The following is a 14,916-nucleotide window of genomic DNA, read 5'->3' as shown; positions in this document are numbered from 1 at the left end:
GGATTACTGGGCCGCCGCGACGCGGGTGGCGCGCTGGCTGGCGTAATAGGACACAAGAACGCTGGACGCAGCATACGGATCGGCGTTGGCCGCTTCGGTCCAGGCGGTGAAGACCTCTTCAGGGACCACATGCACCTCGATGGGCATGAAGGCGTGGCGGATACCGCAGATTTCCGAGCACTGGCCGAAATAGATGCCCTCGCGGCCTTCCGGCACAAGGAACCAGGTTTCGTTCAGGCGGCCGGGAATGCCATCCATTTTCACGCCGAAGGCAGGAACGGCCCAGGAGTGAATGACGTCAGAGGCCGTAACCTGCACGCGCACGGTGGCGCCTGACGGCACGACAATCGGCACATCGGTGCTCAGAAGGCGCAGCTGATCCCAGTTCTCGCTGGTGATCTCGCCGTCCTCGAGCATGTTCGAGACAAACTCGAATCCGCCATGGTCGGGGTACTCATAGGTCCAGTTCCACTGGTTGCCGGTCACCTTGATGGTGAAGTCGGCCTCCGGGATCACGTCCTGGAAGTAGAGCAGGCGGAAAGACGGCACTGCGATCACGATCAGGATGAGAACCGGCACAGCCGTCCAGATGATCTCGATCAGCGTGTTGTGGCTGAACTTCTTCGGCACCGGGTTAGCCTTGGCGCGATAGCGCACGACAATCCAAAGGATCAGGCCGAGCACCAGAAGACAGATCGCAGAGATGATCCACAGCAAAAGGTTATGGAAGGAGACAATATTCTCCATCACCGGCGTGGCGGCCTCCTGCAGGCCAAGCCCGCCATCTACCGGCGCGCCGACAATCGTTGCTGATGCCGCGCCGGTCATCGCGGCGGCAAGAACAGCTCCGGCTATGAGCTTCAAACGCATGGAACCCCCAAGAGTCGTATCTGGCAGCCAGCAGGCCGGTTTGCCTGCTTCGTGCGGCGGAATATAGAACCAGCCAGCGCCGGTGTCAGTGCGATATGAGCGCCTTTTTGTCGCAAGGCACTCACAATGTTCAGTGCCGCCCGGACATTCGGTTTGATGCGGGCTTGCGCTGTCTGCTAGCCTTACACGAACAAAATCTCAAGCGCCGGAGGCGTCATGGACACCCGAATTCCACACACGCTGGCCCGATTTGCCGCAATTGCAGGCCTTGCCGCCTGTATGCTCCAGGCGCCTGCAGCCTTGGCACAAGAGCGTTCCCCGGCCATCCGCTCAGCTATTTCGGAGTGCGAACATGCCGCACGCGGCGGCGGTGACAATCCGCGGGCTCTGGGCGCGTGCGACTTTGCCTTGCGCGATTCGTCGCTGGGCGAAGAGGAACGCGCGCGGCTGCAGCTCAATCGCGCCGCCCTGTCGGCCGCGCGCGGCGATGGCCGATCGGCGATGAGTGATCTGATGGCTGCACAAGGCCTGCTTGGCGAACTGCCTGAGCTGCACCTGACATTGTCGGCGGCGCAGATCCGCACGGGCGATTTCAACGGCGCGCAGGCGTCGGCGCGGCGCGCGCTGGAGCTGGGGCTGGAACCGTCTCATCTGGCCCATTTCAACCGCGCCATCGCGCTGGAGCGGCTTGGCCAGTATGACGCCGCCTACGAAGCCTATCGCGAAGCAGCCCGCCTCGCCCCGGAAAACGCGCTGCTGGCCGCCCAGCCGCGGCGGTTCGCGCGGCATCAGCCGTAGGGACGTTAGTTCCGCAACGCATCCCCCGGTCATAGCCGGGGGCAGGCCGCGTTGCGATGTTCCGCGAACCCCCGCCTGCGCGGGGGCAGGCAGTCGCGGGCGGCCTTTGGCCTCTCGGGCCGCAAAGCGGCCCGCAAGCGCGATCCCCGATCAAGCCGGGGACAAGCCGCGCGCCCGAGCTAATGCGAGGCGCGAAGCCCGGATGGGCTGAGCATCAGGAAAAGACCTGCGAGAGCGGGGTCGATAAGCCTTCCGCGCGTGCCTATGTTGGGTGTGAATGACCCAGCAGGAGAGTCTCATGGCCAGCACGCCTTCCGCCGACCCGTTCGACGGCTTTGCCTTCGATGCCGATGATGCGATCAGCGTGCTGCGCGACAGCCTTTCCGGCGCGGACGATGGCGAGCTCTTTCTGGAAACCGAAGCCAACGAGACGCTGGCTTTTGACGATGGCCGGCTGAAAGCGGCGAGCTTTGATGCCGGGCGCGGCTTTGGCCTGCGCGGCGTGTTTGGCGAGACGACCGGCTTTGCCCACTCCAATGATGTAAGCCTTGCCTCACTCAAACGGGCTGGCGAGACAGCCGCTGCCGCCCGGCAGGGCCGTAATGCGGTGATGGCGCCGCCCCCGCACGGCACCAATGTGAAGCTCTATGATGATGTCGATGTGATAGGCGAGCCGGGCTTTGAGGCGAAAGCCGCGCTCCTGGGCGAGATCGACGCCTGGCTGCGCGCGCGCGATCCTGAAGTGGTGCAGGTGGGCTGTTCCATCTCGGCCTCGCGCCGGGTGATCGGCATTGTGCGCGCCGATGGCTATATGGCCCATGATGTGCGCCCGCTGGTGCGCCTGAATGTCTCTGTCACGGTGGAGCGCAATGGACGGCGCGAGAGCGGCAGCGCCGGGGCCGGTGGCCGCGCGGAGTTCTCCCAATGGCTGTCACCTGAAAGCTGGCAGGGCCTCGCTGACGAGGCGCTGCGGGTCGCCAAGGTCAATCTGGAAGCGGTGGACGCCCCTGCAGGCGAATGGGAGGCGGTGCTGGGTGCGGGCTGGCCCGCCATATTGCTGCACGAGGCGGTCGGTCACGGCCTGGAAGGCGATTTCAACCGCAAGGGCACCAGCGCCTTTGCAGGCCGTGTCGGCAAGCGCGTTGCTGCGCCGGGCGTCACCGTCATTGACGACGGCACCATCCCCAATCGGCGCGGATCGCTGACCATTGATGATGAAGGCACGCCGACGGGCCGCACCACGCTGATCGAGGACGGTATTCTGGTCGGCTTCATGCAGGACCGGATGAATGCCCGCCTGATGGGCGTGGAGCCGACCGGCAATGGCCGGCGCGAAAGCTATGCCCACGCACCCATGCCGCGCATGACCAACACGATCATGACCGCTGGGGATCACGATCCGGCAGAGATACTCGAAAGCCTGGAGGACGGGATATACGCCGCCAATTTCGGCGGCGGGCAGGTGGACATTACCTCTGGCAAGTTCGTCTTTCGCTGCACCGAGGCCTACCGCGTACGCGGCGGGAAAATTGCCGAGCCGATCAAGGGCGCAACCCTGATCGGTGACGGGCCGAGTGCGCTGACCCGCATCTCCATGATCGGCAATGATTTTGCGATGGACCCCGGCGTCGGCACCTGCGGCAAGGCAGGGCAGGGCGTGCCCGTTGGCGTTGGTCAGCCGACCCTGAAAATTGCCGGGATCACTGTTGGCGGGGCGGGCTAAACCCCTCACAGCTGCCGCTGCGGCTTTGGCTGCAGCGGTTCTGGTCCTTTGCCCGGCCGCCTTGGCCAATCCGGTTCCATTAAGCCGCAGCGCAGATGGCCACGCGGTGGTGGAGCTTTCCACCCCGTCCGGCAATTTGCGCCTAGCACTCGACACGGGTGCGGACACAAGCGCGATGACCCAAGCCGCCATCACGCGGCTGGGCCTCGCTCCAGCTTCCTCCAGGAACGCTGCGCTCGCGGCGCTTACCGGGCAGTCCCGCGTAGAACGCTATTCTCTCTCCGGCGCACAACTGGGCGCTCTGGACCTGCCGGAGCTATTACCTGCTGCCCTGCCTGACGCCCCGGACTCGCGCGGGCAACTGGACGGCTTTCTGGGCCTTGATGCGCTGGCGGGACGCAACTGGCGGATCGATCTCGCCGCCAACAGGCTGGAGCTGGCCCCTGACCGGCCCTGTACACCGGGCGCGCTGTCCCTCCCGGCCATTGAAGGCGAGGTCAATGGCCACACGGTTCTGGTTCTTGTCGACACTGGTCTTGCCGGATCGGTGGGCAATCCCGCGCTTGGCCGCCAGCTCGCCCGGCTTCCTGGCCGGTCAGCGCGAGCAAGCGTTATAGGCGCCGATGGCGAGGCGATTCGCGCGCGGATCATGCGCGCCCGGTCCTTCAGCGCTGACGGGCTTGAACGGCGCAATGTGGACATCGCCATTGCCGCCCTGCCCGTCTTCGAGACACTGAACCTAACCCACCGCCCTGCCCTTTTTGCTGGCATGGACCTGCTGGACATGAGCGTTATCACCCTGGGCCTGGCCAGTGAAAGCATTTGCACGGAGGCCGGCGCGCCATGAGGCTGATGCGCTGCACCGCATCATTACCGATATGCAATCAAATTGCTGAAATGTAACGCACATTTCTGCATTGTAACTGTTGTGCGACAGGTGTTGCGGGCACACCACTCCCCATGTCTTGGGAGGGACTATCATGAAACACCTGTTGTGCTCGGCCGCGCTTGGCGCCGCCCTGCTGATCCCCGCCGCCGGTTTCGCACAGGAAGCCGCCACCTCAACTGCCAGCGCTAGCGAAGGCACGCTAATCTACGAACCCTCGTTCTTTGCCGCCTCCAACCCGTCCAATGCGCTTGACATGGTCAGCCGCATTCCCGGCTTCTCGGTCAGTGACGGCGCGTCGGTGCGCGGTTTTGCCGGCGCCGGCGGAAACGTGCTCATCAACGGGTCAAGGCCGGCATCCAAGGACGACACCGGCTCGTCGGTCCTGTCGCGCACCCCGGCAAGCCGGGTGGAACGCATCGAGCTGATCCGGGGTGGCGCACCGGGGATCGACATGCAGGGCCAGAGTGTGGTCGTGAACGTCATCCTGCGCAGCGAGGTGTCGCGCCAGCATACAGTCATGGCCCAGCTTCACTCGTTTGAGGGTGGCCCCACCAACCCCACAGGCCGCTATGAGTTCTCGTCGAGCAATAACGGCACCCAATGGGGCTTTCAGGTGGCGCGCACGCTGGCCATGAGCGATTCTACCGGCTGGGGCACCTCGACCCGGCGCGACGCGGCTGGCAACATCATCTCCGAGGAGCGCCTGCGCAACAGCTTTGACGGTGGTGGCTGGAACGCGCGCGGCAACTGGTCCGGACCCGTGGGCGAGGGACGGCTGGAGCTGACCGGCGGCTATAACTGGTTTGAATACAATGATGAGCTGTCTTTCAGCGTGCCGGGATCGCCCGAAAGACTCTTCTCGTTTGAGGATGATGCCAGCCGGGTGGATCTGGGTATTCGCTATGAGCGCGCCCTGTCCGACAGCCTGAACCTGGAGTCGCGCCTGATCCAGAATTACCGCTGGGGCGGGTTCAGCAATGGCGCCTCCGGTCCCGGTCTTGACCAGCAGTTCGAGGCGGAACGCGAGTCTGGCGAGACGATTGCGCGCGGCGTGCTGCGCTGGCAGCGCAGCGAAACGCTAACCTGGGAAGGCGGCGGGGAACTGGCCTACAACTTCATGGATACGAGCCAGACCTTCACGAGTAACGGGGTGCCGGTGCCTTTGCCGCTGGCTTCCACGCTGGTGGAGGAAATCCGGGGTGAGGCGTTTGGACAGGCCAGCTGGCGGCGCTCGGAGCAGCTGAGGCTGGAGGCCGGGCTGCGCCTTGAGCATTCGACCATCCGCCAGAGCGGTGATGCACAGGCAGAGCGCAGCTTCTTCTATCCCAAGCCCCGCCTGGCGCTGACATGGGATCCACAAGAGAACCGCCAGGTCCGCCTGCGGCTGGAGCGAGAGCTGGGCCAGCTCAATTTCGGCGATTTTGCCGCCTCCACCTCCCTTTCAAACGGCCAGGTGCGCGGCGGTAATCTGGACCTCAGGCCGCAGCAGCGCTGGATTGCCGAAGCGGTATTTGAGCAGCGCTTCAATGGCGAGGGAGTCGCCACGCTGACCTTGCGCCATGATGAGATTTCCGACGTGATCGACGTCATTCCGCTGGATGGCGGGCTGACAGCGTTCGGCAATATCGGCGATGGCAGCCTGACGCGCATCGCCAGCAATGTGCGCCTGCCCTTGCGGGATCTGGGACTGGAGCGCGGGCGGGTAACGGTGAATGTGCAGTACGACCATACCCGCGTCACCGATCCCACGACCGGCAATAGCCGCCAGATTTCCCGCGTGCGTCCGCTGACGGGCTATATCAACTTTGAAAATGACGTGCCGGACTGGAATCTGCGCTGGGGCGTGAACTACACCCCCTATTTCCGCGAAACCACCTTCAACCCGGACCAGAAGCGCTGGTTTGAGCTGCGCAACTTCATCACGCTGTTTGGCGAATACACCTTCGATAACGGCCTTGCGGTCTATGCGGCGGTGACGATCTGGGATGATTTCCGCATCGACCGGGATGTCTACTCAGACCGGGCGACGCAGGCCCTCGCCTTCCGCGAGGAGCAGCGCATTGATCCGCGCGACTTCCTCCAGCTCAGGCTGCGCCGCACCTTCTAGGACGATAAGAAATGGGCCCGGAGGTACATCCTCCGGGCCCTTTTTCTAGTCGCGTACCGGCAGTTCCGGCCCCGGCTCGGAGGGTGCTGGCATCTGGTCTTCGGCCCGTCCGTGGCCCAGCGCTTTCAGCCCGAAACTGGCAGCGCCCATCACCACACCCAGCACAATGCCGATGAGGCCGATCACCCCGAACACCTGTGCGTAGCCTGCCAGCGCGCGTTCCGGATCGAGCACTTGCCCCGCCACCGTATCAGTAGCGGTCAGCGCCGCGATGAGGCCGCCGACATATTGAGCAAAAGCACTGGACAGGAACCAGCCGGCCATCATGAAGCTGACCACCGCCGCTGGAGAGAGCTTGGTGACAGCTGACAAGCCCACCGGCGACAGGCACAGCTCGCCAGTGGTGTGCAGAAGATAGGCCAGCGCCAGGAAGAAGAGCGGCACACGGTAGCTGTCATCGGCGAACTGCACGCCCCAGACCAGCACGAGGAAGCCGAGCCCCACCTGCACCAGAGCCAGGCCGAATTTCAGCGGCGTGTTGGGATTACGCTGCATCTTCGCCAGGAAGGCCCACAGGCCTGCAAACAATGGGGCGAAGATCAGGATGAAGCCGGCATTGAAGGATTGCGTCTGCGAGGCCGTCAGCGCCATGTCCAGCGTGATCGGCCCAAGCTCGATCAGGCGCTGCGGCGCAAGCTCCAGATTGGTGTTACGCGCGGCGAAGAGGTTCATCGAGGAACCGGCCTGTTCAAAGAGCGCCCAGAACACGACCGACACGACGATCAGAACGAGCGCCAGCAGGAGGCGTTGCCCTTCCTCGCGCGTGCATTTCGCGCCCATGTACCAGCTGATATAGCCCAGAAATACCGCCGCCCCGGCGATCAGAAGAAGCAGCATCGCGTCGATCCCGCCAAGGCCTGGAACCGGCAGGCGCACCTGATGGGCCTGTATCAGCCAGTAGACGACGCCGACGCCCAGAATGCCCAGAAGGTAGATCACCGTCTCCCGGTTCAACGGCCCCAACACGCGCGCTTTCAGGGCCGCCGGGTTTGGCGGATTGCCCACATTGGCGAGCAGGTTCTTGCCAGGCAGGAAGAAGGCCAGCCGTCCACGCACGAAAACGATGAAGCCCAGCAGCATGCCAAGGCCTGCAAGGCCGAAACCGGCCCACCAGCCGACCGTCTCGCCCAGAAGGCCGCACAATATCGCCGCCCAGAACGCCCCCAGATTGATGCCGTAATAGTAGAGCGTGAACCCGCCATCGCGGCGCGGATCATGCTCGTCATAGAGCTGGCCGACGATGGAGGAGATGCTGGCTTTGAGGAAGCCAACGCCCATGATGATGAGCGAGAGGGCGAGGTAGAGGATCGCAAGGCCGCGCTGGTCCTGATAGGTGATTTCCGTCTCGAAGCTGCCTGCGGGCAGTGTGGCGGGCAGGCTGGCGCCCATCGGCAGGCCGGCGATCACCAGATCACCTTCCCGGTTGGCCGAGAAATCATAGAGCGCGCCATCCACCTCCAGCTGTACCGTGCGCAGCCCCCCCCGCCCTTCAGCCACCAGCGAATAGGATGCACCCTCATATTGCAGCGCTTCCTCTGACGGGCGCCCCTCAATGCCCATGGCAAGGTGTCCGGCGACCAGCAGAAGTGCCCCGTAAGCGATGGCCTTGCGGTTGCCGAGATAACGGTCCGCCACGAAGCCGCCGATTAGCGGCAGGAGGTAGACCAGCGAGGTGTAGGCCCCGTACTGCGTGCTCGCGAACCCGTCATCAAAGAGGAAGTGCTGGGTCAGGTAGAAGATGAGCAGGGCCCGCATGCCGTAATAGGAGAAGCGCTCCCACATCTCGGCGAAGAAGAGGATGTGCAGCCCCTTGGGGTGCTTGGCCATCTGGGTGAAGACAGGCACCGCCGTCACCAGAGTGATGAGAATGCCGATAGCAACAACGATATTGATGACCATGACTGCCCCCGACGCGGGCGTCCGCCTCGCGGACTGCCCTGATCCTGATGTGCGCAACAGGATCACGCTCCGGGGCTGACGGCAAGGTGGGGAGCGTATTGAAAGGCGCAGTGCGCAGGTATATGCAGGGCGCTGCTCTGGTGGAGCCGCTGGCTGTGACCATGCGAAAACTAAGTGCCCCGCGCCGGACGGTCTCCGGTCTGCGATGGAGCACGACCCATGACAAACCGTATATTCCTTGATGTTGAAGCCGCCTATGACCGCTGGGCGGCGAGCTATGACGCTTTCGACAATCCGATGGTCTATGCCGCCACGGCGGCGCTGGAACGCCATCTGGAGCGGTTCTCCGGCAAATCCGTAGCGGAGCTTGGCTGTGGCACCGGACGCAATCTGGCGGCCCTGACGCGCGCTGGCGCTACCGAGCTGTGGGGCTGCGACCTCTCCGCTGGCATGCTGGAAAAGGCGAAGGACGCCGCACCGGATGCCAGCCTGGTCCAGCACGACATCACGCTGCCCCTGCCCGTTGAAACCGGCCGTTTCGACGCCGCTTTGGTCAGCCTTGCCTATGAGCATGTCGAGAGGCTGGACGAGCCAGCCGCTGAACTCGCGCGCATTGTCCGGCCCGGCGGGTTTGCGCTGATCCTCGAAATCCACCCCTTCATGACGCTTTCCGGCGTGGGCGCGCATTTCCCCGATGGGAACCACGACATCCACATGCCAAGCCATCCGCACAGCTTTTCAGACTGGCTCGCCGCCTTCCGTCGCGCTGATCTGACGGTAGCGGGCTGTACCGAATGGCGGGGCCGCGATTTCGGGCCGGACGCCCCTGCAAAGCTGCGCGAGCGTTATGCCGACACGCCTTTCCTGCTGGAGTGGTTGGTCAGCCGGTAGGAGCGGTAACGTGCGAGCGGGTTTCTCCCCCCGTTTACGGGGGGAGTGGCCTGAAAGGCCGAGGGGGGGGGATAACTCAGAAATGTTCCCCCCTCCGTCTCGCTTGCGCTCGACACCTCCCCCGTAAACGGGGGAGGAAATCGCGTTGCAGGCATAGGTCCCCCGGACTGCTTCGCGGCCGGAGGATGACGAACGAGTGAGAACCCTAATTCGCCTTCTTGGGCGGGGTGGGCGCAAAGGGTTCCGGCAAGGGCGCGCACGGCACACCGTCTTCGGCGAGCTTTGCACGCTCTTCCGGCGTCGTCTCACCATAGATCAGGCGTTCGGGCTTTTCGCCCTCATGGATGGCGCGGGCTTCTGATGCGAAGTCCGGGCCGACATAGTCATAATTTTTACGGATATGGGCGCGCACCTTGCGGGCGACCGCTTCCATGTCCGGCTCGCCATTAGTGCTGGTTTCCCGGCTCCTGGAAGTGCGCACCGCAGGCGCCATCACCGCGCGCGTGACAGCGACCGAGCCGCATTCAGGGCATTCGACAAGCCCGCGCGCCTCCTGGCTTTCATAGTCCTCGCTGGAGGAGAACCAGCCCTCAAAGCCATGGCCCTCATCACATTGCAGGGCGTAGCGGATCATGGGCCGGTGAACTCCCGCCCGCCTTTGAGCGCCGGAATGCGCTGGCGCGCCGACAGCGCGTCTTCCGCGTCGATATCGGCATAGAGAATGCCCGGCTCGTCATGGTCCAGAACACCGATTACATCGCCCCACGGCCCCACCACCATGGAGCGGCCCCAGGTCTTGCGGCCGTCCTCATGCGTGCCGCCCTGCGCAGGCGCGAGGATGAAGCTGCCCGTCTCGATGGCGCGGGCGCGCAAGAGCACCTCCCAGTGCGCCTTGCCGGTCGGGCGGGTGAAGGCTGACGGGACGGTGATGGCCACAGCGCCCGCCATGGCCAGTGCGCGGTAGAGATAGGCAAAGCGCACATCGTAGCAGATGGTCAGGCCCAGCTTCATGCCCGCCGCCTCGGCTATTACGGCGCGGCTGCCGGGCGCGTAATTGGTGCTCTCCGACCAGATTTCGCCATTGCCGATGGCGACATCGAACATATGGATTTTGTCGTAATGGGCTTTCAGCGCGCCATCCGGCCCGAACAGCATGGAGCGGTTCACCGCCCGGCCATCGGCTCCCTTCAGCGCCATTGACCCTGCCAGCACATCGATGTTCAATTCGGCTGCCAGCGCCGAGAGGCGCTTCACGCCCGTATCTTCAGCCGGCGCGCGCAAGGTCTCGAACAGAGCCTTGGCATCCTTCTGCACCAGATTGGTCACTTCGGGCGTTGCCACCAGCTTGGCGCCCTCGCCCGCCGCCTGACGGATCGCAGCTTCGGCGGCGTCCATATTGCGCTGCGGGTCGGTTCCGGAACGCATCTGGACAAGGGCGATTTTCGTCTTTGCCATTACGCACCAGCCTTCAGCATAGGATCAAGCCTGCCTTGCGCTTCCAGCGCGAAGAGATCATCGCACCCGCCAACATGCGTCTCGCCGATGAAAATCTGCGGGAAGGTGTTGCGGCCCGAACGGGCCTGCATTTCCGCGCGCAGGGCCGGATCAAAGCCCGCCTCGATCTCCTTGAACGCCACGCCCTTGTCCTTCAGCAGCGACAGCGCGCGCGAGCAGAAGGCACAGAAGGGGCGGGTGTAGATGGTGATGGCGGGCGTGGTCATGGGTCTGGCTTTCGTGAATCAGCAAAATCAGGTCTGGCGCTTATGTAAGCACGTCGCTGGTTCTGACAACGCGCGCAAGCGTCAGGGCATCAACGCGCGCCGCGCCTGCCCGTTTCAGGGCACGCGCACACGCCTCCAGCGTCGCCCCTGTGGTGTAGACGTCATCAATCAGGATCAGCTTTGCGCCCTTGATGCGGGGTTTCGCCGCGTCACGCACCGCAAAGGCCCCCGCCACATTGCGCCTGCGGCCCTTCGCGCTCTGCCCGCCCTGGCTGGGCGTGGCGCGGCGGCGCATGAGAATATGCGGGTCACAGGCCACGCCGGAGAGCTTTGCCAGTGATTGTGCCAGCAATAGCGACTGGTTGAAGCGGCGCTGGCGCAGTCGGCGCGGGTGCAGCGGCACAGGCACCAGATAATCGGCCTCTGCCAGCATCTCCCTGCCCGCCCGGCGCATCCAGCCGCCAAAGGCGGCCAGCCCGTCCACCCGCCCGCCATGTTTCAGCGACAGGACGAGACGGCGGCTTTCCGGCGTGTAGACGAAGGCAGAGCGGGCGGTATCAAACGCAGGCGCACGCGCGGCACACGGCCCGCACACCGCGCCCTCGCCCGGCGGCCAGTCGAACGGAAACCCGCACGACGCACATTGCGGATCGTCGAGGAAAACGATCTTCGACCAGTCGGCAGGCGATAGCTGGCCATGGGCCGATACCGGCTCGTAGGAGAGCAGCGAAACCGGCGGCCAGATGAGGTCGGCAAAACCCCTCATCACCCGCGAGGCTTCCCTCGCGAGGCGTGCCGGTCCATATCCGCCCCATGGCATCATCGTCTGACACCCCGCCTCTCTTGTTTGACCGCGCGCTATTGCGCCAGCGGCGGACCCGTGCGGCAAGAGGCTATGAGGAATTTGCCTTTCTGGCGAGCCGTGCCGCCGACGATCTGGCCGACCGGCTGATGGCGGTGAGCCGCACGTTTGACCGCGCGCTGGTAATCGGCGGGGCAGGCGCGGTGGGCCGGGCCATCGCGGCGAGGCCAGAACTAGCCTCGAAAATCGGAACGCTGATCGAGGCCGATATATCGCCCGCCATGGCCGCCAAAGCATCCGGCGCGGCACTGGTGATGGACGAGGAACGCCTGCCGATCGCCGATGAAAGCGTCGATCTCGTCCTCTCCTGCCTCTCCCTGCACTGGACGAATGATCTCGTTGGCGCGCTGATCCAGATCAACCGGGCGCTCAAACCCGATGGCTTCTTTGCCTGCGCCATGCTGGGCGGGGCGACGCTGACCGAGCTGCGCCAGTCCCTCATGGCCGCAGAGGACGAGATATACGGACAGGTGTCGGCGCGCGTATCGCCCTTTGCCGACACGGTGGACCTTGCAGGATTGCTGGGGCGCGCAGGCTTTGCCATGCCGGTATCGGACGTGGACCGGCTGAGCGTGCGCTATGGCAATGCCTTCGTGCTGATGCGCGATTTGCGCCGCATGGGCGAGACCAGCGTGCTCGCCAGCCGCCCGCGCACACCCGTCCACCGGCAATTCTTCGTGAAAACCGCGCAAGTCTATTCAGAGCGCTTCGCCGAACCCGATGGGCGCATTCCGGCTAAGTTTGAAATCCTGCACGCCGCAGGGTGGGCGCCCCATGAGAGCCAGCCCAAACCCCTGCGCCCCGGCTCGGCGAAAGTCCGCCTAGCCGATGCTCTGGGCGTGAAGGAGACGGGTATTTGAGTCGAATCGACTAAAACCGCAAATAATATTGATCAACGACCTGTCGCAGGACCATGGCTCGATTAAAGAGAGATTATTACAAGCAAAAACTCCACCGCTTGCTTAGCTGCAGCGACGACCAAGGCATTTTCTGGCTTTTAGCGACTGTAACAGCTGCTCTCAACGGCGTAGCAGCTGCGCAGGAGAAGTTAGTTGGTTTTCCGGAGGAAGCGCTGGGCGTAAAAATTGGCTCTCCCCACTACATTCCGCCTTGGATCATAGAAACAATAGCAAATGAGCTTTTATCTATCGAAAAGAACCCTACTGGATTTAGCCGAAATAGATCGCTCATATATAACAATTTCTATTTGGCAAGGCGGCTAGAACGGTTAGTAGTTTCGCTTGAAAACGCCGAGGACGGGATATTTCTACAATCGAACGATGTGATATCTGAACTTCATAGAATCACCCAGAGGCAGTTTCCATGGCAAAGAGGCTTTCTAAACGCATCCACAATATACCGTAGCGCCTTTATATACGGTGGCGCAGAATCTTCATCATATTTTGAAAATAATTACGATATAACTTTATCCGATTTTGTAAAAATCGGCTTTTTGTTGCACTCTCAACTTTCTAAATCATGCTCTCTGGATAGAAAAATCGATCTTTCTCCAGCAGGAGTAAGCGAGGAAAGCAAGTATTTAGCCTTAAAATTGTATGCCTTGCCGCATCAATCCGCTAGAGTTCAAGCCAAGCTCATTCAGTCTGAAAATAGGCATACCGCCTACAAACAAAGCATATTTCGAAGATATCCAATAATTTCTTTTGGTTCAAACGAGGAGCGACTTCTTTCTCCACTTCCAGAACTAATCGCACTCCGATTCACCGACGGAATATACAACGACATTGTTGCGGGTGGGCCAAAAGTTTGGGACGAAATTGGACGGCGGTTTGAGACCTACTGCTTTGACTATTTTCGGGAAATGCTTTCTCCGAACCCAGTACGCCGAGAGCTTGATTTTGGACCAAAAGGTAGAAGAAAAGCGAGCCCTGATTTAATTGTTTATAAAAATGACGAAGCCATTCTGTTAATAGAGTGCAAAGCAAAACGACAGAGCTTTGATGCAATGTTTTCCGAAGACCCAGTTTCCAAAGCCGAGCAAGGATACTCGGAAATCGCCAAGGGCATATTCCAAAACTGGCGATTCATCTCTGCCTGTCGCAGGGGGCTCAAAGACACCGCCCGCCTTGCATCTGACTGTATCGGAATCGTTGTAACAATGGATCCTTGGCTTACGTTCGCGCCCAACCAAGAAGCACAAATGCTTTCAATAGCCCACAAGTTGGCGAATGATGCTGGCGACATCGAACAATGCGACAGAGTACCAGTGCCGGTTATTTATATTGGCGACGTCGAGTTTGCGCTTCGGAACAGCGATCCAAGCACGTTTTTCCAAACACTTAGAGACATGATCGCAAAAGAAAACAGGTTCGGATGGGTGCTGCCCCAGTCAGACTTAAAGGCCAGCGGTCAGGTGAAGCCGTACCCGTTCAAAGACCGAATGGTTGAGGTGCTACCTTGGCTAGCGGAGTTTCCCTCAAGCAAGGACAGCGCAGGCGAGAAGTCGGGTTAGCCCCCCTCACCCGACATGGCGCTGGTAACTTCGGTCTGGACATGGGTCCACATGCCGCCATTGCCACCCGCCACGAACGTCAACGCGCCGATGATGGCGAGGGCGATCAGGCCCACCATCAGGGCGTACTCAATGGCGGTCGCGCCGCTGGTATCGGCGATCAGAGACGGTCGCGCAGCTCTGCGGCCAAGGGAATGTCGGCGGGCAGAAGCGCATATCTGCTCAAATCGTGCGGTTTCACCCAGGCGATTTGCTGGCCCTCTTTCGGATCCGGGAACCCGTCCCATTTGCGGCACACATAGAGCGGCATCAGCAGATGACGCCCGTCCTCCAGCGGATGGGACGCAAAGGCGAAGGGCTGAAGGCAACGCTCGCATGGCTCCACTCCCAGTTCCTCGCGCAGCTCGCGTACGACGGCTGCCTCGGGGTACTCGCCCGGTTCCACCTTGCCGCCGGGAAACTCCCATTGCCCGGCAAATGCCTTGCCTTCGGGGCGCTGCGCGATGAGCACCCGGCCATCGGGGTCAATGAGCGCGCACGCCGCCACCAGCAAGAGGTGGGCTTTCTCAGCCGGCATCATGCCTGATCCTTCGTTAAATCGGAGTGTGTGGACACGGTTAGCG

Annotated in this window: 15 protein-coding genes; 7 read left to right on the top strand and 8 right to left on the bottom strand. The window is 62.3% G+C overall.

From position 1 onward, the window contains the following. Positions 1–3 precede the first annotated feature (3 nt). The gene (coxB, locus tag ACTIGC_RS05235; RefSeq protein ID WP_439633414.1) at positions 4–870 is read right to left on the bottom strand and encodes a cytochrome c oxidase subunit II; all 867 of its coding nucleotides are present in this window, start codon (positions 868–870) and stop codon (positions 4–6) included. A gap of 279 nt (positions 871–1,149) precedes the next feature. On the opposite strand from coxB, the gene ACTIGC_RS05230 reads away from it, so the two are divergent. The 4 genes from ACTIGC_RS05230 to ACTIGC_RS05215 all read left to right on the top strand — a co-directional run bounded on the left by ACTIGC_RS05230 (position 1,150) and on the right by ACTIGC_RS05215 (position 6,387). Next, positions 1,150–1,668, top strand: a complete 519-nt coding sequence (locus ACTIGC_RS05230; RefSeq protein WP_439633413.1) for a tetratricopeptide repeat protein — start codon at positions 1,150–1,152, stop codon at positions 1,666–1,668. A 298-nt stretch (positions 1,669–1,966) separates the two neighbouring features. Then, the gene (tldD, locus tag ACTIGC_RS05225; RefSeq protein ID WP_439633412.1) at positions 1,967–3,391 is read left to right on the top strand and encodes a metalloprotease TldD; all 1,425 of its coding nucleotides are present in this window, start codon (positions 1,967–1,969) and stop codon (positions 3,389–3,391) included. Between the two features lie 61 nt (positions 3,392–3,452). Beyond that, positions 3,453–4,238, top strand: coding sequence for a pepsin/retropepsin-like aspartic protease family protein (locus ACTIGC_RS05220; RefSeq protein ID WP_439633411.1), 786 nt, complete (start codon positions 3,453–3,455; stop codon positions 4,236–4,238). A gap of 133 nt (positions 4,239–4,371) precedes the next feature. After that, a complete protein-coding gene (locus ACTIGC_RS05215; protein ID WP_439633410.1) occupies positions 4,372–6,387 on the top strand; it encodes a TonB-dependent receptor plug domain-containing protein in 2,016 nt (671 codons plus the stop codon). A 45-nt stretch (positions 6,388–6,432) separates the two neighbouring features. Here the strand turns inward: ACTIGC_RS05215 and ACTIGC_RS05210 are convergent, their stop codons facing one another. Further along, on the bottom strand, positions 6,433–8,340 hold the full coding sequence (locus ACTIGC_RS05210) for a peptide MFS transporter (RefSeq protein ID WP_439633654.1): 1,908 nt from the start codon (positions 8,338–8,340) through the stop codon (positions 6,433–6,435). Between the two features lie 225 nt (positions 8,341–8,565). Between ACTIGC_RS05210 and ACTIGC_RS05205 the strand changes: the two genes are divergently transcribed. After that, positions 8,566–9,237, top strand: a complete 672-nt coding sequence (locus ACTIGC_RS05205; RefSeq protein WP_439633409.1) for a class I SAM-dependent methyltransferase — start codon at positions 8,566–8,568, stop codon at positions 9,235–9,237. Between the two features lie 205 nt (positions 9,238–9,442). Here the strand turns inward: ACTIGC_RS05205 and ACTIGC_RS05200 are convergent, their stop codons facing one another. Genes ACTIGC_RS05200 through ACTIGC_RS05185 form a run of 4 tightly spaced genes read right to left on the bottom strand, consistent with a single transcriptional unit; the run spans position 9,443 to position 11,724 of the window. After that, positions 9,443–9,871 carry a DUF1178 family protein gene (locus ACTIGC_RS05200; RefSeq protein WP_439633408.1) on the bottom strand — a complete coding sequence of 143 codons (429 nt, stop codon included), beginning with the start codon at positions 9,869–9,871 and terminating at the stop codon, positions 9,443–9,445. Further along, positions 9,868–10,692: a carbon-nitrogen hydrolase family protein gene (locus ACTIGC_RS05195; RefSeq protein WP_439633407.1), complete on the bottom strand. Its 825-nt coding sequence runs from the start codon at positions 10,690–10,692 to the stop codon at positions 9,868–9,870. Before ACTIGC_RS05195 ends, ACTIGC_RS05200 begins: the two co-directional genes overlap by 4 nt. Beyond that, entirely contained in the window at positions 10,692–10,958 is a 267-nt protein-coding gene (gene grxC / locus ACTIGC_RS05190) for a glutaredoxin 3 (RefSeq protein WP_439633406.1), read from the bottom strand. Before grxC ends, ACTIGC_RS05195 begins: the two co-directional genes overlap by 1 nt. 40 nt (positions 10,959–10,998) lie before the next feature. Further along, positions 10,999–11,724, bottom strand: coding sequence for a ComF family protein (locus ACTIGC_RS05185; protein WP_439633405.1), 726 nt, complete (start codon positions 11,722–11,724; stop codon positions 10,999–11,001). 47 nt (positions 11,725–11,771) lie between these two features. Here ACTIGC_RS05185 and ACTIGC_RS05180 point away from each other — a divergent pair, with 47 nt between their 5' ends. After that, a complete protein-coding gene (locus ACTIGC_RS05180) occupies positions 11,772–12,680 on the top strand; it encodes a methyltransferase domain-containing protein (RefSeq protein WP_439633404.1) in 909 nt (302 codons plus the stop codon). Positions 12,681–12,733: 53 nt separating this feature from the next. Then, on the top strand, positions 12,734–14,293 hold the full coding sequence (locus ACTIGC_RS05175) for a hypothetical protein (protein ID WP_439633403.1): 1,560 nt from the start codon (positions 12,734–12,736) through the stop codon (positions 14,291–14,293). Here the strand turns inward: ACTIGC_RS05175 and ACTIGC_RS05170 are convergent. Then, entirely contained in the window at positions 14,290–14,454 is a 165-nt protein-coding gene (locus tag ACTIGC_RS05170; protein WP_439633653.1) for a Flp family type IVb pilin, read from the bottom strand. The genes ACTIGC_RS05175 and ACTIGC_RS05170 overlap by 4 nt on opposite strands. Continuing rightward, complete coding sequence (locus ACTIGC_RS05165) at positions 14,454–14,873, bottom strand: (deoxy)nucleoside triphosphate pyrophosphohydrolase (RefSeq protein WP_127565890.1); 420 nt, start codon at positions 14,871–14,873, stop codon at positions 14,454–14,456. Before ACTIGC_RS05165 ends, ACTIGC_RS05170 begins: the two co-directional genes overlap by 1 nt. Positions 14,874–14,916 lie beyond the last annotated feature (43 nt).

The organism is Glycocaulis sp., from assembly GCF_051859565.1.
Classification (GTDB): domain Bacteria; phylum Pseudomonadota; class Alphaproteobacteria; order Caulobacterales; family Maricaulaceae; genus Glycocaulis.
This window is presented reverse-complemented; position numbering and strand designations above follow the sequence as displayed.

What these genes read in the sequence shown, in the direction of transcription:
- ACTIGC_RS05200 (WP_439633408.1), bottom strand. Translation starts at nt 9,871, where the DNA reads ATGATCCGCTACGCCCTGCAATGTGATGAGGGCCATGGCTTTGAGGGC.
- coxB (WP_439633414.1), bottom strand. Translation starts at nt 870, where the DNA reads ATGCGTTTGAAGCTCATAGCCGGAGCTGTTCTTGCCGCCGCGATGACC.
- ACTIGC_RS05215 (WP_439633410.1), top strand. Translation starts at nt 4,372, where the DNA reads ATGAAACACCTGTTGTGCTCGGCCGCGCTTGGCGCCGCCCTGCTGATC.
- grxC (WP_439633406.1), bottom strand. Translation starts at nt 10,958, where the DNA reads ATGACCACGCCCGCCATCACCATCTACACCCGCCCCTTCTGTGCCTTC.
- ACTIGC_RS05185 (WP_439633405.1), bottom strand. Translation starts at nt 11,724, where the DNA reads ATGAGGGGTTTTGCCGACCTCATCTGGCCGCCGGTTTCGCTGCTCTCC.
- ACTIGC_RS05180 (WP_439633404.1), top strand. Translation starts at nt 11,772, where the DNA reads ATGGCATCATCGTCTGACACCCCGCCTCTCTTGTTTGACCGCGCGCTA.
- ACTIGC_RS05195 (WP_439633407.1), bottom strand. Translation starts at nt 10,692, where the DNA reads ATGGCAAAGACGAAAATCGCCCTTGTCCAGATGCGTTCCGGAACCGAC.
- ACTIGC_RS05175 (WP_439633403.1), top strand. Translation starts at nt 12,734, where the DNA reads ATGGCTCGATTAAAGAGAGATTATTACAAGCAAAAACTCCACCGCTTG.
- tldD (WP_439633412.1), top strand. Translation starts at nt 1,967, where the DNA reads ATGGCCAGCACGCCTTCCGCCGACCCGTTCGACGGCTTTGCCTTCGAT.
- ACTIGC_RS05205 (WP_439633409.1), top strand. Translation starts at nt 8,566, where the DNA reads ATGACAAACCGTATATTCCTTGATGTTGAAGCCGCCTATGACCGCTGG.
- ACTIGC_RS05230 (WP_439633413.1), top strand. Translation starts at nt 1,150, where the DNA reads ATGCTCCAGGCGCCTGCAGCCTTGGCACAAGAGCGTTCCCCGGCCATC.
- ACTIGC_RS05165 (WP_127565890.1), bottom strand. Translation starts at nt 14,873, where the DNA reads ATGATGCCGGCTGAGAAAGCCCACCTCTTGCTGGTGGCGGCGTGCGCG.